23 protein-coding genes and 1 riboswitch are annotated in these 23,323 nt (G+C 43.5%); of the genes, 3 read left to right on the top strand and 20 right to left on the bottom strand.

Annotation, left to right across the window (positions count from 1 at the left end):
* Positions 1 to 42 precede the first annotated feature (42 nt).
* The 16 genes from sufB to P5G49_RS15230 form a co-directional block, all read right to left on the bottom strand.
* Positions 43 to 1,440 carry a Fe-S cluster assembly protein SufB gene (sufB, locus tag P5G49_RS15305; RefSeq protein WP_301245185.1) on the bottom strand — a complete coding sequence of 466 codons (1,398 nt, stop codon included), beginning with the start codon at positions 1,438 to 1,440 and terminating at the stop codon, positions 43 to 45.
* Positions 1,441 to 1,507: 67 nt separating this feature from the next.
* Positions 1,508 to 1,948 carry a Fe-S cluster assembly sulfur transfer protein SufU gene (gene sufU, locus P5G49_RS15300; protein WP_301245184.1) on the bottom strand — a complete coding sequence of 147 codons (441 nt, stop codon included), beginning with the start codon at positions 1,946 to 1,948 and terminating at the stop codon, positions 1,508 to 1,510.
* Positions 1,948 to 3,168 (bottom strand): cysteine desulfurase, encoded by a 1,221-nt coding sequence (locus P5G49_RS15295; RefSeq protein WP_301245182.1) that lies wholly within the window; start codon positions 3,166 to 3,168, stop codon positions 1,948 to 1,950. The genes sufU and P5G49_RS15295 overlap by 1 nt, the downstream gene beginning before the upstream one ends.
* Positions 3,168 to 4,472: a Fe-S cluster assembly protein SufD gene (gene sufD / locus P5G49_RS15290; RefSeq protein WP_301245180.1), complete on the bottom strand. Its 1,305-nt coding sequence runs from the start codon at positions 4,470 to 4,472 to the stop codon at positions 3,168 to 3,170. The genes P5G49_RS15295 and sufD overlap by 1 nt, the downstream gene beginning before the upstream one ends.
* 18 nt (positions 4,473 to 4,490) lie before the next feature.
* The gene (sufC, locus tag P5G49_RS15285) at positions 4,491 to 5,270 is read right to left on the bottom strand and encodes a Fe-S cluster assembly ATPase SufC (protein WP_301245178.1); all 780 of its coding nucleotides are present in this window, start codon (positions 5,268 to 5,270) and stop codon (positions 4,491 to 4,493) included.
* A 263-nt stretch (positions 5,271 to 5,533) separates the two neighbouring features.
* Positions 5,534 to 6,718 carry a dicarboxylate/amino acid:cation symporter gene (locus tag P5G49_RS15280; protein WP_301245177.1) on the bottom strand — a complete coding sequence of 395 codons (1,185 nt, stop codon included), beginning with the start codon at positions 6,716 to 6,718 and terminating at the stop codon, positions 5,534 to 5,536.
* Positions 6,719 to 6,871: 153 nt separating this feature from the next.
* Entirely contained in the window at positions 6,872 to 7,711 is an 840-nt protein-coding gene (locus P5G49_RS15275) for a MetQ/NlpA family ABC transporter substrate-binding protein (RefSeq protein WP_301245176.1), read from the bottom strand.
* A 53-nt stretch (positions 7,712 to 7,764) separates the two neighbouring features.
* Entirely contained in the window at positions 7,765 to 8,433 is a 669-nt protein-coding gene (locus P5G49_RS15270) for a methionine ABC transporter permease (RefSeq protein ID WP_301245174.1), read from the bottom strand.
* A complete protein-coding gene (locus P5G49_RS15265) occupies positions 8,426 to 9,439 on the bottom strand; it encodes a methionine ABC transporter ATP-binding protein (RefSeq protein WP_301245172.1) in 1,014 nt (337 codons plus the stop codon). The genes P5G49_RS15270 and P5G49_RS15265 overlap by 8 nt, the downstream gene beginning before the upstream one ends.
* A 96-nt stretch (positions 9,440 to 9,535) precedes the next feature.
* A riboswitch (SAM riboswitch) is annotated at positions 9,536 to 9,641 on the bottom strand.
* 55 nt (positions 9,642 to 9,696) lie between these two features.
* Positions 9,697 to 9,996, bottom strand: a complete 300-nt coding sequence (locus P5G49_RS15260) for a thioredoxin family protein (RefSeq protein ID WP_301245190.1) — start codon at positions 9,994 to 9,996, stop codon at positions 9,697 to 9,699.
* A gap of 20 nt (positions 9,997 to 10,016) precedes the next feature.
* Positions 10,017 to 10,358 carry a toprim domain-containing protein gene (locus tag P5G49_RS15255; protein ID WP_301245170.1) on the bottom strand — a complete coding sequence of 114 codons (342 nt, stop codon included), beginning with the start codon at positions 10,356 to 10,358 and terminating at the stop codon, positions 10,017 to 10,019.
* Positions 10,359 to 10,448: 90 nt separating this feature from the next.
* Positions 10,449 to 10,832, bottom strand: coding sequence for a glycine cleavage system protein GcvH (gene gcvH / locus P5G49_RS15250; RefSeq protein ID WP_301245168.1), 384 nt, complete (start codon positions 10,830 to 10,832; stop codon positions 10,449 to 10,451).
* Positions 10,833 to 10,908: 76 nt separating this feature from the next.
* Positions 10,909 to 11,271 carry an arsenate reductase family protein gene (locus P5G49_RS15245; protein ID WP_301245166.1) on the bottom strand — a complete coding sequence of 121 codons (363 nt, stop codon included), beginning with the start codon at positions 11,269 to 11,271 and terminating at the stop codon, positions 10,909 to 10,911.
* A 72-nt stretch (positions 11,272 to 11,343) separates the two neighbouring features.
* The gene (locus P5G49_RS15240; protein WP_301245164.1) at positions 11,344 to 13,131 is read right to left on the bottom strand and encodes an acyl-CoA dehydrogenase family protein; all 1,788 of its coding nucleotides are present in this window, start codon (positions 13,129 to 13,131) and stop codon (positions 11,344 to 11,346) included.
* 21 nt (positions 13,132 to 13,152) lie between these two features.
* Complete coding sequence (locus P5G49_RS15235; protein WP_301245162.1) at positions 13,153 to 14,328, bottom strand: acetyl-CoA C-acetyltransferase; 1,176 nt, start codon at positions 14,326 to 14,328, stop codon at positions 13,153 to 13,155.
* A 44-nt stretch (positions 14,329 to 14,372) separates the two neighbouring features.
* The gene (locus tag P5G49_RS15230) at positions 14,373 to 16,757 is read right to left on the bottom strand and encodes a 3-hydroxyacyl-CoA dehydrogenase/enoyl-CoA hydratase family protein (RefSeq protein ID WP_301245160.1); all 2,385 of its coding nucleotides are present in this window, start codon (positions 16,755 to 16,757) and stop codon (positions 14,373 to 14,375) included.
* A 238-nt stretch (positions 16,758 to 16,995) separates the two neighbouring features.
* Between P5G49_RS15230 and P5G49_RS15225 the strand changes: the two genes are divergently transcribed.
* The gene (locus tag P5G49_RS15225; protein ID WP_301245158.1) at positions 16,996 to 17,325 is read left to right on the top strand and encodes a thioredoxin family protein; all 330 of its coding nucleotides are present in this window, start codon (positions 16,996 to 16,998) and stop codon (positions 17,323 to 17,325) included.
* Positions 17,326 to 17,348: 23 nt separating this feature from the next.
* Positions 17,349 to 17,867: a cysteine peptidase family C39 domain-containing protein gene (locus P5G49_RS15220; protein WP_301245156.1), complete on the top strand. Its 519-nt coding sequence runs from the start codon at positions 17,349 to 17,351 to the stop codon at positions 17,865 to 17,867.
* On the opposite strand, the gene P5G49_RS15215 is transcribed toward P5G49_RS15220, so the two are convergent.
* The 4 genes from P5G49_RS15215 to P5G49_RS15200 all read right to left on the bottom strand — a co-directional run bounded on the left by P5G49_RS15215 (position 17,864) and on the right by P5G49_RS15200 (position 22,465).
* On the bottom strand, positions 17,864 to 18,769 hold the full coding sequence (locus P5G49_RS15215) for a 5'-3' exonuclease (protein ID WP_301245154.1): 906 nt from the start codon (positions 18,767 to 18,769) through the stop codon (positions 17,864 to 17,866). The two genes, P5G49_RS15220 and P5G49_RS15215, sit on opposite strands and share 4 nt — an antisense overlap.
* A gap of 195 nt (positions 18,770 to 18,964) precedes the next feature.
* Entirely contained in the window at positions 18,965 to 20,443 is a 1,479-nt protein-coding gene (gene hutH / locus P5G49_RS15210) for a histidine ammonia-lyase (RefSeq protein WP_301245152.1), read from the bottom strand.
* A gap of 167 nt (positions 20,444 to 20,610) precedes the next feature.
* Positions 20,611 to 21,939 (bottom strand): DUF4179 domain-containing protein, encoded by a 1,329-nt coding sequence (locus P5G49_RS15205; protein WP_301245150.1) that lies wholly within the window; start codon positions 21,937 to 21,939, stop codon positions 20,611 to 20,613.
* On the bottom strand, positions 21,899 to 22,465 hold the full coding sequence (locus P5G49_RS15200) for a sigma-70 family RNA polymerase sigma factor (RefSeq protein WP_301245148.1): 567 nt from the start codon (positions 22,463 to 22,465) through the stop codon (positions 21,899 to 21,901). Before P5G49_RS15200 ends, P5G49_RS15205 begins: the two co-directional genes overlap by 41 nt.
* A 129-nt stretch (positions 22,466 to 22,594) precedes the next feature.
* Between P5G49_RS15200 and P5G49_RS15195 the strand changes: the two genes are divergently transcribed.
* Positions 22,595 to 23,275, top strand: coding sequence for a hypothetical protein (locus P5G49_RS15195; RefSeq protein WP_301245146.1), 681 nt, complete (start codon positions 22,595 to 22,597; stop codon positions 23,273 to 23,275).
* Positions 23,276 to 23,323 lie beyond the last annotated feature (48 nt).

The raw sequence follows: 23,323 nt of genomic DNA, 5'->3' as shown, positions 1-23,323 counted from the left end.
TTTATCGCCAATAAACGTTGTTGTATCAGTGTTTAAAGGTACTTATCCGATAGAACCTTCCATCTCGAACTTGATAAGACGGTTCATCTCTACTGCGTACTCCATCGGCAATTCTTTTGTGAATGGCTCGATGAAGCCCATGACGATCATTTCAGTTGCTTCAAGCTCAGGAATTCCGCGGCTCATCAAGTAGAAGAGCTGCTCTTCTGATACTTTGGAAACTTTCGCTTCGTGCTCAAGTGAAATGTTATCGTTAAAGATTTCGTTGTATGGAATTGTGTCAGATGTCGACAATTTATCCATGATTAGCGTGTCACATTCAATATTCGCACGTGCGCCATCCGCCCGGCGACCGAAGTGGACGACACCACGATATGTTACTTTACCGCCGTGTTGAGAGATTGACTTCGAAACAATTGTTGATGAAGTATTCGGGGCTAAGTGCATCATTTTCGCACCAGCATCTTGGTGTTGGCCTTTACCAGCAAGTGCGATGGATAATGTCATTCCACGTGCACCTTCGCCTTTAAGGATACAAGCCGGATATTTCATCGTCAATTTCGAGCCGATGTTACCGTCAATCCATTCCATTGTAGCATTCGCTTCACATACCGCACGCTTCGTAACAAGGTTATAAACGTTGTTTGCCCAGTTTTGAATCGTTGTGTAACGGCAGTAAGCATCTTTTTTGATGATGATTTCAACAACCGCACTATGAAGTGAGTTCGTTGTATAAACTGGTGCAGTACATCCTTCTACGTAGTGGACGCTTGCGCCTTCGTCTACGACGATCAATGTACGCTCGAATTGCCCCATGTTTTCCGAGTTGATTCGGAAATAGGCTTGTAGCGGTGTATCCACTTTAATACCAGGTGGTACGTAGATGAAAGATCCACCGGACCATACAGCTGAGTTCAAGGCAGAGAATTTATTATCCGTGTTCGGAATAACAGTGCCCCAGTATTTTTTGAACAGCTCTTCGTTTTCACGTAAAGCAGAATCTGTGTCCTTGAAGACAATACCCATGTCTTCAAGTTCTTGCTTCATGTTGTGATAAACTACTTCTGATTCGTACTGTGCTGAAACCCCTGCAAGATACTTTTGTTCTGCTTCAGGGATACCTAATTTGTCAAATGTACGTTTGATTTCTTCAGGTACTTCATCCCAAGAACGTTCTGTTGCTTCGGAAGGTTTTACATAATACGTAATTTCGTCGAAGTTTAATGAGTTCAAATCTCCGCCCCATTGTGGCATTGGTTTGCTGTAGAAGATTTCAAGGGATTTTAGACGGTAGTCTAGCATCCATTGTGGTTCTCCTTTCATATTAGAGATTTCTTCAACGATTTCACGTGTTAGTCCACGTTCCGAACGGAAAACAGATACGTCTTTGTCAGAAAAACCATATTTGTAATCGCCAATTTCAGGCATTTTTTTAGCCATCATTATTCCTCCGTTCTTCATTTGTCAGTTGCAAACTTCCTTTCAACTGACAGTGCTTTATCCGGGTCTATTCCTTGGAATCTTCGCCTACTCCTTTTTCCATCGCTTTCCAAGCGAGGGTTGCGCATTTGATGCGTGCCGGGAATTTGGCTACTCCTGAGAGTGCTTCGATGTCGCCAAGGTCGACGGAGTCGTCGACTTCCTTGCCTAACATCATGTCCGAAAATATGTGGGCATACTTTGTAGCTGTTTCGATGTCTTTGTTTTTGATGATTTGTGTCATCATCGATGCGGAAGCCATGGAGATTGAGCAGCCTTCTCCTTCGAACTTCGCATCGCGGACAATGCCATCTTCCACTTTCAACGTCAAATGAATGACGTCTCCGCAAGTTGGATTGTTCATGTCGATTGTGACATTATTTTCTTCCAAAACACCCTTGTTGCGCGGGTTTTTATAATGATCCATGATGACTGAGCGGTATAGCTGATCTAAATTATTTGTCGACATTACTCAAAATACTCCTTTGCAATGCGGAGTCCTTCTACGAGACGGTCTACATCTTCTTCCGTGTTATAAACATAGAAGCTTGCACGTGCCGTTGCTGAACATTCAAGTCTTTTCATCAATGGCTGTGCACAATGATGTCCGGCGCGAACCGCAATTCCATTCATATCAAGGACAGTTGCCACATCATGAGGATGGACGTTGCCAAGATTGAACGTTACAATCCCGGCGCGCGCTCCGGGATCTTTTGGACCGTAAATTGTAAGTCCTTCGATTGCTGACATTTTTTCCATTGCAATTGCTGCAAGTTGATGTTCATGTCGTTCAATCTGATCCAATCCGATCTCTTCTAAAAAGTCGATGGCGGCTCCAAGTCCGATAGCACCAGCTATAATCGGAGTACCTCCTTCGAATTTCCATGGAAGCTCTTTCCATGTAGATTCGTAAAGGCCGACGAAGTCGATCATTTCTCCACCGAATTCAACAGGCTCCATGTTATTCAATAACTCTTTTTTACCGTATAGGACACCGATTCCAGTAGGACCGCACATTTTATGACCTGAAAACGCGAGGAAATCGCAATCCAAGTCTTGGACGTCAAGCTTCAAGTGAGGTGCTGCTTGTGCTCCATCGACGACCATGACAGCTCCATGTGCATGCGCAATTTCCGTAATTTCTTTTATCGGATTCATTGTGCCAAGCACATTGGATACATACATGATCGAAACGATTTTCGTGCGATCAGTGACCGCCTCACGCACTTTATCAAGCAAAATAGTCCCATCATCTTCAAGATCGACGTATTTCAAAACAGCGCCTTTTTCCTTAGCCAATTGTTGCCAAGGAATGATATTGGAATGGTGTTCCATATGAGTGATGACAATTTCATCGCCCTCACCGACATTAGCACGTCCATAGCTTTGGGCAACCGTATTGAGAGCAGTTGTTGTGCCTCGCATGAAAATGATTTCTTGGGTTGACTTCGCATTTATGAATTTACGGACCTTTTCACGTGCCCCTTCATAATGATCAGTCGCCCGGTTGCCTAATGTATGAACGCCGCGGTGGACGTTTGCGTTGTCGAATTTATAATAGTCATTGAGAGCGTCAATAACTTGCTGCGGCTTCTGAGAAGTCGCAGCGCTATCTAAATAAACGAGCGGGTGCCCGTTGATTTCCTGGTCAAGTATCGGGAAATGTTTGCGGATCTCTTTGCTGAGCATTAGCGCACTTTCCTTTCAATGACCTCCGTCAATTGCTTCTTGACACCTTCGATTGGCAATTTGCTTACTACAGGTGCTAGGAAACCATGGATGACGAGGCGTTCAGCTTCTTGCTGTGAAATTCCTCGGCTCATCAGGTAGAACAATTGAAGAGGATCTACTCGGCCAACCGATGCCGCGTGTCCTGCCGTAACATCATCTTCGTCAATTAATAGAATTGGGTTCGCGTCTCCACGAGCCTTTTCACTTAACATCAAGATGCGTGACTCTTGGACAGCGTTCGCTCTCGTTGCGCCTTTCGCAATTCTTCCGATGCCGTTGAAGATTGAAGAAGCGGACTCCTTCATGACACCATGTTTAAGAATGAATGCATCCGTATCAAGTCCCCAGTGGACGATTTCAGAGGTGAAGTTCTGCCTTTGGTTGCCACGTCCTACAACGACCGTCTTCAAGTCGCTTGAGGAACCGTTTCCGACAAGATGAGTGATGTTTTCTGAAATTGTATCACCATCATTCATCAAACCCAATGCCCATTCGATGCGGCTGTTAGCTCCTGTGACGCCTCGGCGGTTTACGTAAGTTGTAAAGCCTTTCGCAAGGACATCCACTGCACCATAGATGACTTTTGCATTATCTTCTGCAAACACTTCTGCGATAATATTAGCTTGTCCAGCAGCTTCGTCAACTGTAGACAGGTAGTTTTCCACATATGTTACAGAACTGTTTGATTCTGCAACGACAATGACGTGGTTGAAAAGTGATGCCTGAGCATCATCATGCAAGAAGAGAACTTGCAGTGGCTCTTCGACAACTACATTTTTCGGTACGTATACGAATACACCGCCGTTTATCAATGCCGCATGAAGGGCAGTAAGTTTATGTTCATCAACCTTAACGCCATCTTGCATGAAGTATTTCTTCATAAGATCAGCATGGTCGCGAGTTGCTGTGAAAATGTCTGTAAGGATAACACCCTTCGCTTTCAAATCATCGGATAGAGAAAGGAATGCAGGCGTATTATTATGTTGTACGTAAATATTCTCTTGGTCATCACCGACAATCTCCTTCGCTTCAGCAGGCAGGTCTGCGAGTGAAGAGAAAGTTGAGCTTTCCACAGCATGTGCAGGAAACTCGGTGAAGTTCCACTTGTCAATTTTCGTTTTATCTGGTGTTGGCATAGGAAGCTGTTCCACTTTCGCTAACGCATCAGTGCGGAATTCTGCCATCCAATCGGCTTCATTCATGTTTGCGGAAAAAGAGCGGACGTCCTGTTCGGTCAATGCCATTTTTGTTTCAACCGTCATTTTGAATCGTCCCCTTTCTTAAACTTCTTGTCCAACTGTTTCGTCTTCGATTCCAAGCTCTTCTTTGATCCAGTCATAACCGCTTTCTTCAAGTTGCTTAGCAAGCTCTGCTCCGCCTGACTTAACAACTCGACCTTGCATCATTACGTGTACGAAGTCAGGTGTAATGTAGTCAAGAAGACGTTGGTAGTGAGTGATGATCAGGCAACCGAAGCCTTCGCCGCGCATTTCATTGATACCTTTTGAAACGACTTTCAATGCATCGATATCAAGACCGGAGTCGATTTCATCAAGAACTGCAAATTTCGGTTTCAACATCATCAATTGAAGGATCTCATTACGCTTCTTCTCTCCGCCTGAGAAACCTTCGTTCAAATAACGTGTTGCCATATCTTGATCCATTTCAAGGACATCCATTTTGCTGTCCAATTCACGGATGAATTTCATTAATGAGATTTCGTCGCCCTCTTCACGGCGTGCATTGATTGCTGAACGCATGAAGTCGGCATTTGTTACACCTGTGATTTCACTTGGGTATTGCATCGCAAGGAAAAGGCCCGCCTTCGCACGCTCATCAACTTCCATTTCAAGAACATCTTCACCATCAAGTAAAACAGTTCCGGAAGTGACTTCGTATTTAGGGTGACCCATGATTGCGGATGCCAGAGTTGATTTACCTGTTCCGTTAGGTCCCATAATTGCGTGAATTTCACCTGTATTGATAGTTAAATTGACGCCTTTCAATATTTCCTTACCTTCAATTTCTACGTGAAGGTCTTTGATTTCCAAAGTTGCCATTCCAATACCTCCAATATGATCAAGATGAACGGTTATTCCATTCTCTAATTAGTATCATTCTAATCTTAGCTCATTCGGGACTACCTTGCAAATCATTAAGAACGATTATCATTTAAATAAGGGTTTATACTACCATCTCCACACTTACTTCAAATAGAAAATGAATCTTCTATTTTCAATTATATCCAACTTATTGAGAATCGAATACAACCCATTTGTTTAATATTAAAATGCCGCCACATCAGGTGACGGCATTTCATTTGTCATTTATCCTTTTTCGGAGTGAATCGATCAACGATCATTGCCAATGCCCCGTCACCAGTGACGTTTGCAGCTGTTCCGAAACTATCTTGCGCCATATATAACGCAATCATTAAAGCTACCATCGACTCATTGAACCCAAGCATCGTGCCAAGAAGTCCAACCGCTGCCATGACGGCCCCTCCTGGAACTCCAGGTGCTGCAATCATCGTGACTCCAAGCATCAGAATGAATGGTAAATAGTTAGAGAAGCTGATGTCCATCCCATTCATGAGCATGACACCAATCGAACAAGATACTAATGTGATCGTACTTCCCGACAAATGGATTGTTGCGAATAAGGGAATCGTGAAATCCGTTACACGCTCAGATGCACCTGTCTTCTTCGCCTGCCTCAACGTAACCGGAATTGTAGCTGCGGAAGATTGTGTTCCGATAGCCGTCATATATGCCGGGGCCATTGTTTTCATCAACATAAAGGGATTACGCTTTGAAAGTGTCCCCGCCACTGTATATTGAATGGAGAGCATGAGCAAGTGCAAGATGATGATCATAATGAAGACAACTGAGAATACGGAAAGAACCCTTGCGACTTCTCCACTGTATGTCATATTCAGGAAAATACCGAAAATATGAATCGGCAATAAAGGAATGATAACGAAAGAAATTACTTTTTCTATTAATACATTTAGCTCATCGAAGAATGAGAGCATTGATTTGCTGTTGATGGAAGCCATTCCAATTCCAAGCACGAATGCAAGCAATAGCGCAGACATGACACCCATAATCGGAGTCATTTCAAGTTCAAAAAACGATTCTGCCACTTTTCCAACATTATCTACAGATTTCGCCCCAATCCCGCCAATGAAATTCGGCAGAAGTGTAGTGGCAGTAAAAAACGCTAAGATACCTGCAAAGATTGTGGAAGCATATGCGAACACTGTCGCTAATCCTAATAACTTTCCTGAACCACTGCCAAGTTTCGCGATACCTGGTGCAATAAATGCAATAATAATCAACGGAACAACAAAGTTAAGAAATCCTCCAAAAATCATGTTAAACGTCGATCCTAATTGGACAAACCAATGAGCAAATCCTTCGTGTACTGCTGGAAGCAACAGACCCAAACCGATTGCAAGCCCTATGGCTATTAAGATTCGCCATATGAGTCCTATCTTTTTCTTCATACAATGTCCTCCCCAAAAATACAATTGTGTTCTAAATTAATAGAACTACTCTAACATAATTGTGAAGGAATAGGAATGCTTTTTATTTAAAAAAATAAAAAAAGACTGGCATCAATCCTTTCTGAAACCAATGGATTTGCCAGTCTTTGTCATTTATTTTACAGGTACGACAGAGCCACCCCATTCTTTCAACATGAACTCTTGGATTTCTTTTGACTTCAATACTTCTACTAATGCTTTGATTGCAGCATTGTTTTCATCACCTGAACGGACTGCGATGACGTTAACATATGGTGAATCAGTCTTTTCAAGAGCAATTGAATCTTCCAATGGATTTATTCCAGCATCGATTGCATAGTTGGAATTGATGAGAAGAATATCGCCTTCGTCATTTTTATAAAGTGTCGGCATTAGAGCCGCTTCATAATTCGGTTCAAACTTTAGATTCTTAGGGTTGTCCACGATGTCCTCAAGTTCAGCATCAACTTTTTCAACACCCTTTGCAAGTGTGATCAATCCTTCTTTTTCAAGCATTTCAAGCACACGACCGTGATCCGAAACCGAGTTGCTCATTAGGACAGTCGCGCCGTCCGGCAATTCACTCAATGATTTATATTTCTTCGAATAGACACCCATCGGTTCGATATGGATTTCTCCCGCGTTGACAAAGTCGTAGCCGAAATCAGCAATTTGACTTTCCAAGTAAGGGATGGTCTGGAAATAGTTTGCGTCCAATAGACCTGATTTCAAGTCCTTGTTCGGCAAAATATAGTCCTGGTATGTTTCGATTTCCAAGTCAAAGCCCTTCTCTTTTAACAATGGCTTCACTTTTTCCAAAATAACTGCATGTGGTGTATTGGAAGCGCCAACGACGATTTTCGTCTGCTCCTCTTTCTTGTTTCCGCTCGCACCATTTTCTTTATCTTTCGTTCCGCAAGCTGCCAAAGCAAGCACGAGAACAGTCAATAGGATTGCAGATAAAACCTTTTTCATTTCTCTTCTCTCCATTCTTAGATGTTTTTATAATTAACAGGAGGTCCTGCAAATTAACGTTTATCCATTTTCTTCACGGCTACGTCGCCGATAAATTGGATGATAAATACAATAATCAGGATAATAACCGTTGCAACAATCATCACATCAGTGCGGCTTCGCTGGAACCCTTCATAATACGCTAAGTTTCCGAGCCCACCTGCGCCGATCACTCCAGCCATCGCCGTATATCCGACAAGCGCAATCGCAGTTACCGTAATTCCGGATAGGAGGGCAGGCATCGATTCTGGCAGTAATACTTTGAAGATGATCGTGCTTGTTTTTGCACCCATCGATTTTGCGGCTTCGATAACGCCCCTATCAATTTCACGTAAGCCAATCATAACCATCCGCGCATAAAACGGGGCAGCCCCAATGACAAGTGCCGGGATGGCCGCTTCCGGACCGCGCATAGAACCAACGAGCAATGTTGTGAATGGGATAATTAGTATGATTAAAATAATGAAAGGAATCGATCGGAAAATATTGACGAACGCTCCCGTGACGCCATACACCAATTTATTTTTCCAAAGTTGTCCGGGGCTGGATAAGAAAAGAAGTACACCAAGTAAGAGCCCGAATATGAAAGTATAAAAAGTGGAGATTCCTGTCATATATAATGTTTCAACGGTTGCCTCCCACATTTTATCCCAGTTAACATGTTGAAATAATTTTTCATTCATTGTCGATCACCTCTGTCTGAACACCTAATTCGTGGAGATAGGCAATCGCCATATCAACATCCTTTTCATTACCTAATAGCTGTAAAATAAGCGTGCCATAGGCGCCGGCTTTTGTATGGGATATATTCCCTTGGACGATATTCACGTCAATGTCGAATTTTCGAATCAAGCTTGCCAACACAGGATGCTCTGTCTTCTCTCCGACAAATGCAAGTTTGATGAGCGTGCCTCCCGGTATATGCGCAAGGACCTGTTCGGTTCCGGCAGGTTCGGTTACTTGTGAAACAAACCGTTTTGTTATTGCCTCTTTTGGTGATTGGAAGACTTCAAGGACTGATCCGGTTTCAACGACATTCCCAGCCTCCATGACAGCGACACGATGGCAGATTTTCCGGATGACATGCATTTCGTGAGTGATCAATACAATTGTCAATCCAAGCCGTTCATTAATACTTGTCAATAAATCAAGGATGGAATCAGTCGTTTCTGGGTCAAGTGCAGAAGTCGCTTCGTCACATAGAAGTACTTCAGGATCATTTGCCAAAGCGCGGGCAATACCGACTCGTTGCTTCTGCCCACCGGATAATTCCGAAGGATAAGCATCCTCTCTCCCCTTTAAACCGACCAATTCGATTAACTCATTCACTCTTTTTTCACGTTCAGCTTTTTTAATGCCCGCGATTTCGAGTGGAAAAGAAATATTCTGCTTGACAGTGCGAGACCAAAGTAAATTGAAGTGCTGGAAGATCATGCTAATTTTCTTCCTTGCCTCCCTCAATTCCTTTGCACTGACGGAGGACATCTCATAACCTGCAATCTTCACCGTTCCTGAGGAAGGCTTTTCGAGACCGTTCAAAAGTCTGATTAACGTACTTTTTCCCGCTCCGCTATACCCGATGATGCCGAATATTTCACCTTCCTCAATCTCCAAATTCACTTTATCGACAGCGACTATAGTCTTCGGGCCAATTCCGAATTTTTTATTTACATCTTTCAGTTGGATCATTTTTTCTCACCTCTGTATAATCATCGCCAAAAATAAAAGCCTTTCTGCAGACAAGCAGAAAGGCATAACGTCATATTAAAAAAACGTCTATCCGATCTCTCATCTCTCAAAGCAAACGCTTTGCGTGATTTGGCACCATTTCACTTACGTGACGGTTGCCGGGCTTCATAGGGCACTTTCCCTCCACCTCTCTTAATAAGAGCGACGATATTCAATTAAAGTAATAAATACATTTATATCATGCTCATAAACTGATGTCAACCTATCTTTTCAAGAAGATAGGGGATGGATTGAAATGCATAGATCTTGTGAACCAGTTCACCGTTCTCTTGAATTAATAAGCAGGGTACACTTTCTATTTCGTAATCGACAGCAAGTTCCTCAATATAATTCAAGTCTCCTTTGCCAATCGGCAAGTCCGGCTTCATCGCCGATATGACCTCAACCATCTTCGATGCAACCATACATGTACCGCACATCGGCGTATATAGATAAAACACAGATTTTGGAAAGTCTTCTTTACTTTTTTCCCATTGATCTCGTGTCCAATTTTCGATTGTTGGCATTTTCTTCACCTTCAGAGTAAGAATTCGGGATGAACTTCAAAGTTTTCGGCAAGAAGGATTGATGCAAGCACGCGATAAGGGGTCGTTTCGACTTGTCTATATACACGTTCTGTATAAAGATGGATGGCTTCGGGATACGCTCTTTTGAATAACGCCCGAATTTTTTCCCCGGATTCATCGGCGTCAAAAAAGACGTAAAGATCGCAGTCTTCGTAAGGCAAGAGCATTTCCTCAATTCGGTAAGGGCTGACTGTACCATTTGTACAAATGATTTCTACCGGTTCCAAGAGAACCCTTTTAACCCTTTTGCGATCAGATCCCCCTTCAACAATTAAAACTTTTCGTAAGTCCATCTTTACACCACCTTAAATGGTAGTTTATCCACGTTCGTGTTATTTATCTTATTGAAAAAAGCGCTGGGTGAGCCAGCGCTTTTAAAGAATTTATTCTCCAGTAGTCATTTTGTCGTAGTCTTCAGCTGACATAAGTGCGTCAAGTTCCGACTCGTTAGAAGCTTCTACTACGATCATCCAAGCGCCTTCGTATGGAGATTCGTTCACCAATTCAGGGCTGTCTTCTAATTCTTCGTTCACTTCAAGTACTTTACCGCTAATTGGTGCATATAGCTCAGATACAGTTTTTACAGATTCAACGCTGCCGAATGGCTCGTCCGCTTTCACTTCATCGCCAACTTGTGGCAGTTCAACAAAAACGATGTCGCCAAGCTCAGCTTGTGCAAAATGTGTAATACCGATACGATAATTACCGCTTTCATCTTTTACCCATTCATGTTCCTTAGAATAACGCAAATCTTTAGGTGTGCTCATCCCGTACCCCTCCATAAGTATACAATTATTAATTTCTATTCAATTCTCACATATTTCTATGATAAAAACAAGAAAGTTATTTAACATTCCATACGTCTTCAAACTGGTCTTCTTTAAAGCCGACAGTCACTATGGAACCGTCCGTTACAATTGGTCTTTTAATGAGCATTCCGTCTGTAGAAAGTAGCTCGATCTTTTCCTCTTCTGTCATGTCAGGAAGTTTGTCCTTCAAATTCAACTCTCTGTATTTCATCCCACTGACGTTAAAAAACTTCTTAATGTCAAGGTCGGAATTTCCAATCATGCTTCGAAGCTCATCTTTCGTAGGGGGAGCCTCTACAATATCGATATCCTTGAATTCCAATCCATTGTTTTCCAACCATTTTTTCGCTTTTCTGCAAGTCCCGCATTTCGGATAACCGTAATAGGTTAAAGTCATATCGCAACACCTCCATTTACTCCAGTATAACAGAGAAACCACCTAAGATTAAATTCTCTTAGGTGGCGGAAATCATACAATATATTTTTCAGCCTCGATTAATTTGACAGATGCTTCGCGTTTTTTCGCGATGATGTTATATGGATTCGAACGAGTCAATTTACGAAGCGCGGAAAGCATCATACGTTGGTTGTCTCCATCGACAGAAGCTAACAGTGTTTCCTTCGCATCCTTTTCGATTGCTTCGAATGCCTCTTGGCAGAAGATTTCAGTATAAAGGATCTTTTGTTGTTCCTTCTCTTCGCCATTTTTCGCAATCGCTTTTTCCGTACGTAATAGAGCGGATTCCATTGCAAATACATTGTTTGCGATGTCAGCGATATTCACAAGAACTTCCTGCTCTTTATCAAGACTTGTGCCGAAACGTTGTGCTGCCAATCCAGCTACAAGCAAGCCGATCTTCTTCGCGTTTTTCACAAGAACTTTTTCTTGCGCAAGCGCTTCATCGCCAATTTCTTCAGGCATCATCATTAATAGCTCTTCTTGGAGGCCTTGTGCTTTTTCAAGCAATGGCAATTCGCCTTTCAGTGCTTTTTTCAAGAAAGTTCCCGGAACGAGCATGCGGTTAATCTCATTCGTTCCTTCGAAGATACGGTTAATACGGGAGTCGCGGTAGGCGCGCTCTACTTCGTATTCTGCCATGAAGCCATATCCACCGTGCAATTGGACAGCTTCGTCAACGACGTAGTCAAGTACTTCAGAACCGACAACTTTGTTGATGGAGCATTCGATTGCGTATTCAGCAATTGAAGCTGCAACTGCTTTACCGTCTTTTTGCTCTTCCGGCGTCATTTGGCTGTTGCGCTCCTCGAAATAGCCTACAGTACGGTAGATCAAGCTTTCAGCTGCATAGATTTTCGAAGCCATCGTCGAAAGCTTTTCTTTTGTTAGGTTAAATGAAGAAATCGGTGTTTTGAACTGTTGACGTTGGTTCGTATACGTAGCCGCCAATTCGAAAACTCTCTTTGCGCCTCCCACTGTACCTACTCCTAATTTGTACCGGCCGATATTCAAGATGTTGAATGCGATAATATGTCCTCTGCCTATCTCACCTAACAGGTTCTCAACAGGAACTTGCGCATCTTCAAGGATCAATGTACGAGTGGATGATGATTTGATACCCATCTTCTTCTCTTCTGCTCCTACGGAAACGCCAGGGAATTCTCTTTCGACGATGAATGCTGAGAATTTATCGCCATCGACTTTTGCGTAAACAACGAATACATCCGCGAATCCAGCGTTTGTGATCCATTGTTTTTCTCCGTTCAATACGTAGTGAGTTCCTGCTTCGTTCAACTTCGCTGTTGTTTTTGCACCAAGTGCGTCTGAACCGGAACCTGGCTCTGTTAGTGCGTAAGCTGAGATTTTGTCGCCAGTAACGGAGTTCGGTAAGTATTTTTTCTTTTGTTCTTCGTTACCGAATAGGACGATCGGCAATGTACCGATTCCAACGTGTGCACCGTGAGTGATGGAGAAACCGCCAGCTACGGACATTTTTTCAGAAATGAGAGCCGAAGAGATTTTGTCGAGGCCTAAGCCATCGTATTCTTCAGGTACGTCCGCGCCTAAGAGACCGAGGTCTCCTGCGGATTTTAGTAATCTGACAGAGTGTTCGAATTCGTGGTTTTCCAGGTTTTCAACGACTGGGAGTACTTCGTTTTTAACGTAGTCCTCAGTTGTTTTAGCGATCATTTTTTGTTCGTCGGAGAAGTCTTCGGGTGTGAAGACGCGTGATGTGTCAATGTCTTCGATGAGGAAGGCTCCTCCGCGGATTAAATCCTTTGTTTTTGTTTCAGTCATTTTATTTTCCTCCTTGATTTCTTATAGAATTTCAAATACGCCGGCTGCGCCCATTCCGCCGCCGATGCACATTGTGACGACGCCGAATTGTTTGCCTTGGCGTTTTAGTTCGTTCATTAGACGAAGTGTCAATACAGAGCCTGTTGCGCCTAATGGGTGGCCGAGTGCGATGGCTCCGCCGTTGACGTTTACTTTATCCATGTCTAAGCCCAAGTGGCGGATGACTTGTAGGGATTGGGATGCAAATGCTTCATTTAACTCCCAAAGGTCGATGTCTTCGATGGATAGTCCGGCAAGCTTTAATGCTTTTGGAACGGCTTCGATTGGGCCGATTCCCATTACTTCTGGTGGTACGCCGCCTACCGCGAATGAACGGAATTTCGCGATTGGCTTTAGGCCTTTCCCTTCAGCGATTTCACGATCCATTACAAGGACTGCGGCTGCACCGTCGGATGTTTGGGATGCATTCCCAGCTGTTACTGAACCTTTGACCGAGAATGCCGGACGTAATTTCGCCAATACTTCCATCGATGTGCCGTGGCGGACGCCTTCGTCCATCTCGAACATGACTGTTTTTTCTTCGTATTTTCCTTTGCCGTTTACAAATCGTTTTACGACTTCCACAGGTACGATTTCATCGACGAACTTGCCTGCCGCGATTGCTGCCGCCGCTCTTTCATGTGAACGGACAGCGAATGCGTCCTGGTCCTCACGGCTTACACCGTATTTCGTCGCGACTTGCTCAGCTGTGTGCCCCATTCCCATATAGTATTGAGGTGCTGTTTCAGCTAATTTGAAGTTCGGTCTGATCGTGTTCCCCATCATCGGGACCATACTCATGGACTCGACTCCACCTGCAATGATTGCTTCGGAATGCCCCAACATGATCCGCTCTGCCGCATAGGCGATCGATTGAAGACCTGATGAGCAGAATCGGTTTACTGTTATTGCGGGGGTTGTGTCAGGCAATCCAGCAAGAGCGCCGATATTACGCGCCACGTTCATGCCCTGCTCAGCTTCAGGCATTGCACAACCCATAATCAAATCATCTATCGGTCCATCGTATCCATTCGCACGTTTCAATGTTTCTTTTATCGCGATTGCACCCAAATCATCCGGGCGTACGGTTGCAAGTGAGCCGCGTCCCGCTTTTCCGACTGGTGTTCTTGCACCTGCTACAATTACTGCTTCACGCATGTTCGACTTCCTCCTTTTTGCTAACTACCTAAATCTACGGCAAATCAGTTGCGCAACGGTTTCCCTTTAAGAAGCATATGCTGCATCCGTTGTTGGGATTTCGGTTCCTGTATTAGGCTGAGGAACGCTTCACGTTCGAGATCCAACATATATTGTTCATCGACAAGTGTTCCATATGGCACTTTTCCGCCGGATAAAACATATGCAAGCTTTTTCGCTATTTTCAAATCATGATCACTGATGTAGCCCGAAAGGTACATGCCATCCGCACCAAGGAGCATCGTTGCATAGCCAGAATCACCCGTGACCGGGATCTTCTCTTTTTTGGGTGGTGTGTATCCGCCCTCATATAATGCAAGTGCCGCTTGTTTCGCGTCATAGATTTGATGATCCGGATTCACACTGATGCCATCTGCAAAATCGAGGAAGTTGTTTTCCCTTGCCTCTTCTGCGGATGTCGCTACTTTTGCCATCGCGATTGTTTCAAACACTTTGTTTGCTACATACTGATAGTCGATTTGTACACCGTTCGGTAGACCTTTCAAATGTTTGGAATAAAGATTGACGTTTCCAGCTCCACCAGGGATCAAGCCTACACCTACTTCAACCAATCCGATATATGTCTCCATCGATGCTTGAATATGAGCTGCCGGCAAGCATACTTCCGCACCACCGCCAAGTGTCATTTGGAACGGTGCAGCGACAACCGGTTTACGGCTATATTTGATTTTCATCATTGCGTCTTGGAATGTACGGATGATGAAGTCAAGTTCAAAAATGTTGTCGTCTTGGGCTTCCATTAAAATCATGCCAAGGTTCGCACCAACACAGAAGTTCTTCCCTTGGTTCCCGATGACAAGGCCTTTGTAATTCTTTTCCACTTCGTCAATTGCAAAATTGATCATCTGGATGATATCAGGGCCGATTGCATTCGATTGTGAATGGAACTCAAGCAATGCAATCCCATCGCCAAGATCGATCAGGCTGGCACCCGTGTTCTTTTTGATAACGCCATGCTTTTTCTTATAACGTTTCAAGTCAATCACTTTTTCACTGACAGGGACTAACTTGTAGCCTCCGCCATCATAGAAATAAAGATCGCCATCCTCTTCCTTATAGAAGGACTCAACACCGTTGTCTAACATGTTCTGGATGAATGCCGGAATCGTTGCGCCTTCTTCCTTCATCTTTTCAACCGATTTCACAAGACCGATTGCATCCCAAACCTCAAACGGTCCTTGCTGCCAGCCGAATCCCCATTTCATGGCATTGTCGATTGCGACGATATCATCTGCGATTTCACCGATCAGATTTGCAGAATAGCGGAGCGTCGGTGAAAGGATGCTCCAAAGGATTTCTCCTGTACGGTCTTTTGCGTAGACAAGCGTCTTCACTTTATTTGCAAGTCCCTTTTGCTGTTTCGCCATTTCAATTGAAGGCGTTTTCAATTTTTTCGCCGGGCTGTATTCGAATGTCTCCGGGTCGAGTTCAAGAATTTCCTTGCCTTCCTTCAGGTAGAATCCTTGCTTCGTTTTGGCTCCCAACCAGCCGTTATCAATCATCTTCTTCATGAATTCCGGAATTTCAAATACTTTCTGCTCTTCGCCTTCCGTCTTGTCGTATGCATTCTTTGCAACATGCATGAACGTGTCGAGGCCGACAACATCCAATGTACGGAATGTAGCGGACTTCGGTCGGCCAATCAGAGTGCCTGTTACCGAGTCGACTTCGCCGATTGAGTAGCCTCGCTTCTCCATTTCACGAAGGGTTACAAGTAAGCCGTAAGTTCCGATACGGTTGGCGATGAAGTTCGGTGTGTCTTTCGCCACAACAACCCCTTTGCCTAAACGATTCTCACCGAATTGAAGCATGAAGTTCAGCACATCTGCATCCGTCTTTTTCGTCGGAATCACTTCAAGCAATTTCAGGTAACGCGGTGGATTGAAGAAGTGCGTACCAAGGAAATGCTTTTGGAAATCTTCGGAACGGCCTTCCGCCATTGCCTCGATGCTGATTCCGGAAGTGTTCGACGTTATGATCGTGCCTTGTTTACGGACCGCATCTATTTTTTCATACAAACTTTTTTTGATTTCAAGATTTTCGACAACCACTTCGATAATCCAGTCAACTTCTTTTAATTTTTCCAAGTCATCTTCAAAGTTGCCTGCTTCAATTAGCGAAAGGTTCTTCTTTGTTGAAAGCGGAGCCGGCTTTTGTTTTAACAGCTTCTCCAAAGCAGTCGTTGCGAATTTATTACGCACCGATTTGTCATTCAATGTTAGACCTTTTGCTTCTTCCTGCTCTGTCAGCTTGTTTGGAACGATATCCAACAGAAGGACAGGAATCCCGATATTCGCGAGATGGGCTGCAATACTGGATCCCATTACGCCTGAACCTAATACTGCTGCTTTCTTAATTTGATATGCCACGTTAGCGAAGCCTCCCTTTTCGTCTTGAATGAACACTCATTCATTTTACAGGTAAAAAAAATAGAAACTCTCTATCTATTAGTCTAAAACATTCAAGCAGTTTTCGCAATATTAAAATGTTGCGAAAATAAATTTTTCATAGACTACTGCTGTGGTTAGGCATTTTATTACCTAAAATCATTATATGAATGTAAACTAAAGATGAGAATAAGCAAGCAAGAAAAGGAGCGGAATTAATATGAAATCAATTACAACAGCTGAGCAATTCAATCAAGTCATCAACGGTGAAGGCAAAGCGTTAATCAAGTTCCAAGCAGGCTGGTGCCCTGATTGCACGCGTATGGACATGTTCATTGACCCGATTGTTGAAGAATACGATATGTATACATGGTATGACGTAGATCGCGATGTATTGCCTGAAATCGCGGAAAAATATGAAGTAATGGGCATTCCAAGCCTATTGATTTTCGAAAACGGTGAGAAGAAAGCACATTTGCATAGCGCAAACGCAAAAACTCCAGATCAAGTTACCGATTTCCTTGAAAATGTTGAAAAAGTAAACGGCTGATTTCGATGGAGGGAGGGTCGGAGATGAAATTAATTGATGGTTTCATTGGAAAGTCTCAATACGACAATGACATCGATGAGCGTTTCCGCCCTTCCGCCTGTGGTCCTGTGACAGCATACACCATCCTTTGCCACCATATGCACGAATCGTCGAAGTCTGGTATCGATAATCTCTATCACATGCTTGGCGGGACAAAGATCGGTTTGTTCAAGTGGCGTTTCGTTCGACGGATGCGTAAAGTGTTAGGTCCTGATTGGATTGTTGAAGATTGCAACCTATCGGGGTTAAGGAAAGAAATTGATGAGGGCCGCCCGGTTGCGGCGAAATTCGATAAATGGTTTACGTTCCATTGGTTCGGCAAGTATGTTTACGATTATCACTGGGTACCTGTAGTCGGTTACAAGGAAACTTCTGCGGGTGTTGTACTGATCGTCCACGACAATGGCGGAAGGAATCGGAATAGCCAAGTGCGTGAAATTGCCTATGAACCGAATAAACCCATTCTTTCATTTGTAAAAATAGCAAAAACCACTGTCGCTTAGACGGTGGTTTTTGTTTGTTCCGGGAATAGAGAATTCAGCTGTCTCAAGATCATTGAATAGCCATGTTGTTCTAATTGGTCTCTTAATTCACTGGAAGAGAATTCCGGTAAAATCAATTCTTCAATCGGATCTTCGAAATCTATCTCACAATGGATTTGGGCTAACTGTTTAGAAAGGTGCAGCATTTCCATATCCGCCTCAATCTTTTTTCTCATCCCTGGAGCAAGTTCATGTAAGGATTCGACGACCTTTTCGACCGTTTCGTATTCTTTGATCAGTTTTAAAGCAGTTTTCGGACCGATGCCTTTCACGCCTGGATATCCGTCACTTGCATCTCCCGTGAATGCCTTTATCTCAACGAAGCGATGGGGCGGGATTTCATATTCTTCGATAAAACGTTGTTCATCGTAAATATCATAGATGTTATAGCCCTTTTTCATGAACGCAATTTTCACGCCCGGCCTTAGCAATTGTAGAAGATCCTTATCACCAGTTACGATTGTGATGTCCGCCTTCCCTTCCCACTCGCAGACAAGCGAGCCGATGAGATCATCCGCTTCCATCCCTTGAATCCCATAATTCTTCCAACCAATCAATTCGGATAAATCACGCGTCATGTCGAACTGAGGTAAAAGTTCCGGCGCCGGCGCAGGGCGGTTCGCCTTATATCCGTCAAATAAGTCGTTCCTGAATGTATGTGCGCTCATATCCCAACAAACTGCTAGATGCGTTGGGTTGAAAATTGAAGCGGCCGTCAACGCGTGTCGCCCAAATCCTTGCACACCATTTGTCGGAACACCGTCCGCGTTCGGGAAGAAATGTCCCATTGCAGAAGTCGCGAAAAACGATCTGAATAAAACGGCCATCCCGTCGATCAAAAGGATATGTGGTTTATTTTCCATTAGTTTGACCTCCCTTTCTTTATTTCTACGTGCAATCCAATACTCCCATCATATCAAATTTTTTGGGTTCATTGAACTGGTAAACGAGAAGTCTTTCTATTTTAATGAGAACTCTGTGGGCATAAATGAGAAGTTAGGCAAAAATTAATAAAGGCATCATGTCCGCCCTTAAAAGGATGACATGATACCTTTAATTTACGCTTTTAAGTAATCTGCAATTCTTTCAATATCAGGTCCGAAAATCCGGTCTTCGTTAATCGGATCTACGATTTCCAAAAGACCTTCAAATTCTTTGCGTGTTTTTGGCGCCATTTTATCGACACCTCGGAATGCGCATCCCGTCATGGCGCATAATGCTTCGATCGCGAGGACATTTCTTGCATTCTTAATGATCTGTCCTGCGTGCCTTGAGCCGATTGTTCCCATCGATACGTGGTCTTCTTGGTTTCCGGACGATGGGATCGAATCAACAGAAGCCGGATGTGCCAACGTTTTATTTTCCGATACAAGGCTTGCTGCCGAATATTGTAGTATCATGGCACCTGACTGCAAGCCAGGCTGTGGGCTTAGGAACGGCGGCAACCCTTCATTTAATTGCGGGTTTACGAGACGTTCGATCCGGCGTTCAGAGATATTCGCGAGCTCCGCCATCCCGATTTTCAAGAAATCCATCGCAAATGCAATCGGCTGTCCATGGAAGTTTCCTCCGGATACAACGACTTCCCCATCTTCAAAAATAAGAGGATTGTCTGTTGCGGCGTTCATTTCAATTTCCAATTTCTCTTTTACATAGGACAACACTTGCCAACTTGCGCCGTGTACCTGCGGAATGCAGCGGATGGAGTAGGCGTCCTGGACACGTTTTTCACCTTGAGTGGTCGTTAGTTGGCTTCCGTCTAACCAATTTAATATCCGGGCAGCCACATCGACTTGTTCCTTATAACCGCGAGCTTCGTGGATAGCAGGATGGAAGGCATCCGTAATTCCGTGCAAAGCTTCCATTGTCATGGCGGCAATCCATTCGCTGTCATATGCAAGTTTTTCCGCTTCGAGGTAATTCACTACGCCTTGAGCAGTCATCGCTTGTGTACCGTTTATCAATGCAAGACCTTCCTTTGCTTCAAGGACAATCGGCCTTATTCCCAAATCTTTCCAAATAACTTCTGCCGGGATTTGTTCGCCATCTCGCCACACGAACCCTTCCCCTAATAGAACAAGGGCCAAATGGGAAAGCGGTGCAAGATCCCCGGAAGCCCCTAATGATCCTTGTTGCGGGATGACTGGATGGATTCCGTTATTCACCATGAATGCAAAACGCTCAAGCACTTCGACACGGATTCCTGAAAATCCTTTCATCAGCGCATTTAGACGTAATACGACCATTGCCCGGGAAACAATTTCGGAAAATGGCTCCCCTACACCGCATGCATGTGAGCGAATGAGGTGAAGCTGTAATGCTTTCGTATCCTTTTCGTCAATTTTCACATCGCTGAATTTGCCGAAACCGGTGTTGATACCATAGACGGTTTTATCGTTTTCAACGATTCTATCGACCGCTTTCCTACTTTTCTTCACCCGTTCCAATGCATCCGCATTCAATACCACTTTTTCCTTCTTATATAATATTTCTTCCATTTGTTTAAGTGTGAGTGAGGCTCCTGTCAATTCGATCATTTCAACCACCCTTTCGCCTGTTTGAAATCGCTTTCTACTTTCATCGTACACGAAATCGAAAGGACTTTGGTGATTTTTGCGAAAGTTTGTTCTACGGTAATGTGATGTTGTTTTAGCGTGATGATGTATTGAAAAACCCACGGATAATAGTCATCCGTGGGTTGCTGCTACTTGATTTTGATTTTTACATTGCCTTTTATATAAGAAGGATAACCGTATAGCGGGAATCTTATCGGATTTTTATAGTTTTCATTTGGCAAATCAATGCCTAACTTAACAATTTCTTCGTCTTTTTTTGAAAATGAACTCGATTTTTTATGAAGCTCTTTGCCATCGGCGTCATAAATTGTTGAAAACGGGTCATGATGGTAGTCTTTTCCGCCTCTTAGTTCGATTTCCATATATGGACCATAAATCATTAGGTTGCCAAATCGATTATCCTTTGGCTGCTTAACGATTACTTGCTTTTCTGTATCGATGATCAATTCAGCTTCGTCTTTATCCATAGCCATCAGCTTGTTGAACTGAAGATAAAGATGTTCCGTCTCTCTGAAATAATTACTTTGCAAAAAGTAACTAATGACAGGCGAATCCTCACTCCAGCTTGCTGTCGACCCGTTTTTGATGGCGCTCCATATTTCCCCTTTTTCATCCACAATACGCAAGTCTTCGAATCCGAAGATTTTCTTCGTATTTCCGGCATCATATTCTACTTCGACTGCTGTCTTTATTGGTCCGATTGTGATTGAGTGGATGTGGATTTTCTGTCCTTCGACGACAACCGTTTTGTTAACTGCATATTGTTCTCTTTTCACGGGCTTCAATTCCACTTTAAAAGGGATTTGAATTGTCTCAATAACTTGATCATCTCCAATGTCATCAGCAAATCGATACTCCAAAATCATTTCTTCTGTCGGTACAGGACCCTTAAATTTAATCTCTGTCGTATTGGTCGCTATCAAATCATTTATTTGATTCCACGATGTACCAAAGGATTGATCATTTGGAATTTCTTTCCCATTGGTATCGAGTATTCGATAGCCATTTAGATAACTATTAGGGTGCTTTTTATTATTTTCGATTTTGGAAAAGACGATTAAACTCGTTTCATCTGTAATGATGCCTTCGAGCGTGACTTTTACGCGCTCGGTTTCCCCTGTTGTCCCGATAATTTGATAATGTTCATTTTCAATTGCCAATTGAATCCCTTTATTATCTTGGATCATCTCGACGATTCCTGAGAATCCGGGGATTGACGACACGGCATTTGCAAATGCAGGAGACACACGGATAGATGTGATAAAAGTGAACATAAGAATGGCAGCGATGGCCGTAGACCATAGGCCGCGTTTTAAATAGCCGCGTTTTTTATTTCCACGATTTCTTTTCGCCGTTTCGAACCCGATTTGTATAGCTTGGTCCAACCGATCAACAGGGACTTCCCTCTTCTCAATTTCATCTTTCCACTTCTTCAGTTTTCTTTCCTCTTCCGTCAAGTTGACCCTCCTCCTTTCCCTCCAAAAACGTCCGTAATGATTTGACTGCTTTGTATAGCCTTGTTTTCACGGTTCCTTCTGGCGTAGATGTCATATCGGCAATGTCTTTAATTTTGATATCATGCAGATATTTGAGATGCACTAATTGGCGATCTTTTTCTGATAATTGACTAAGTGCCTCTTCTACTTCCATATAAGTGAAATCATCACTGACCCCTTTTAATTCGCCGATACTTTCATCGAACACATAACGCTTCTTTTTTTGAAGTACATCATGACAATGATTCATCATTATCCGGATCAGCCATGTTTTTGCATATTCTGGCATCCGCAACGTTTTTATTTTCTCAAAGGCACGCATTGTCACTTCCTGTACAGCGTCCACTGCATCTTCTTCGTTTTTTAAATAGGCAAATGCTGTTCTGTAAAGCGCTTCTTTATTCATAGAGATTAACTGTAAAAATGCCTCTTCATCTCCACGAATAGCCCTTTTAGCAACTTCTTGCTCATTTTCCTGCCCTGTCAATTCCCCACCCCCAATTGCCCTCTATACATTAGACCCTAAAACACCAAAAAAGTTTTCGTACCCAAGAGTCCAACCCATTTCTTTCATTGTTACATAAGATAGGAGGAACTGCTTGAAGGGAGAGAACTAATGTCGAATAGTCGCGAAAATGAATTATGGTATCCAAAATTACCTGAAGGATATACAGGGGGGGCAAATAATATGAATGGAAATGGAATGGACGGTTGGATGCCTGGAGCAGGAATGTCCAATTATGGTATGGGCGGCATGCCTGGAGCAGGAATGTCCAATTATGGTATGGACGGCATGCCTTGGATGGGAATGCCGAATTACGGTCAAGACTGGGGATATGGTGGAGGCAACATGGATTACACAGCGCAACGCTTCGGACCACCAGGTTTTCCACCTGGGCAAGGTGGATTTCCAGGAGGCGGGTTTCCGGGTCAAGGTGGACCAGGATTCCCAGGAGGAGGTTTCCCAGGAGGAGGTTTCCCTGGCCAAGGTGGACCTTCATTTCCTGGGGGAGGATTCCCAGGCCAAGGGGGAGGTCATCAAGCACCAACAGCACCACCGCCGAGTTACACACCGGCCTACCCGAGCGCATCACTATTAAGGGTTGACCCGGGCGCAATTAGAGGTTGCCTATTCAGGTATACGTTTATATGGACTTCCAGAAGAAACGGTTTCTGGTATTTCCCAACATTCGTAGGCCGTACTTCTGTGGCGGGTTACCGTTGGAATCCGAATCGAAGAAGATGGCAGTATTTTGGAATTGACTTAAACCGAATCGATCAATTTACTTGTTTTTAAGAAATGAAAAAAGGAATCCTTCTTCTTTATGAGGGATTCCTTTTTTAT

Origin of the sequence: Sporosarcina highlanderae, from assembly GCF_030433715.1 — a bacterium.
GTDB classification, from domain to species: Bacteria; Bacillota; Bacilli; order Bacillales_A; family Planococcaceae; genus Sporosarcina; species Sporosarcina highlanderae.
The sequence above is the reverse complement of the archived record's forward strand: the minus strand, read 5'-3'. Positions and strand labels throughout refer to the sequence as shown.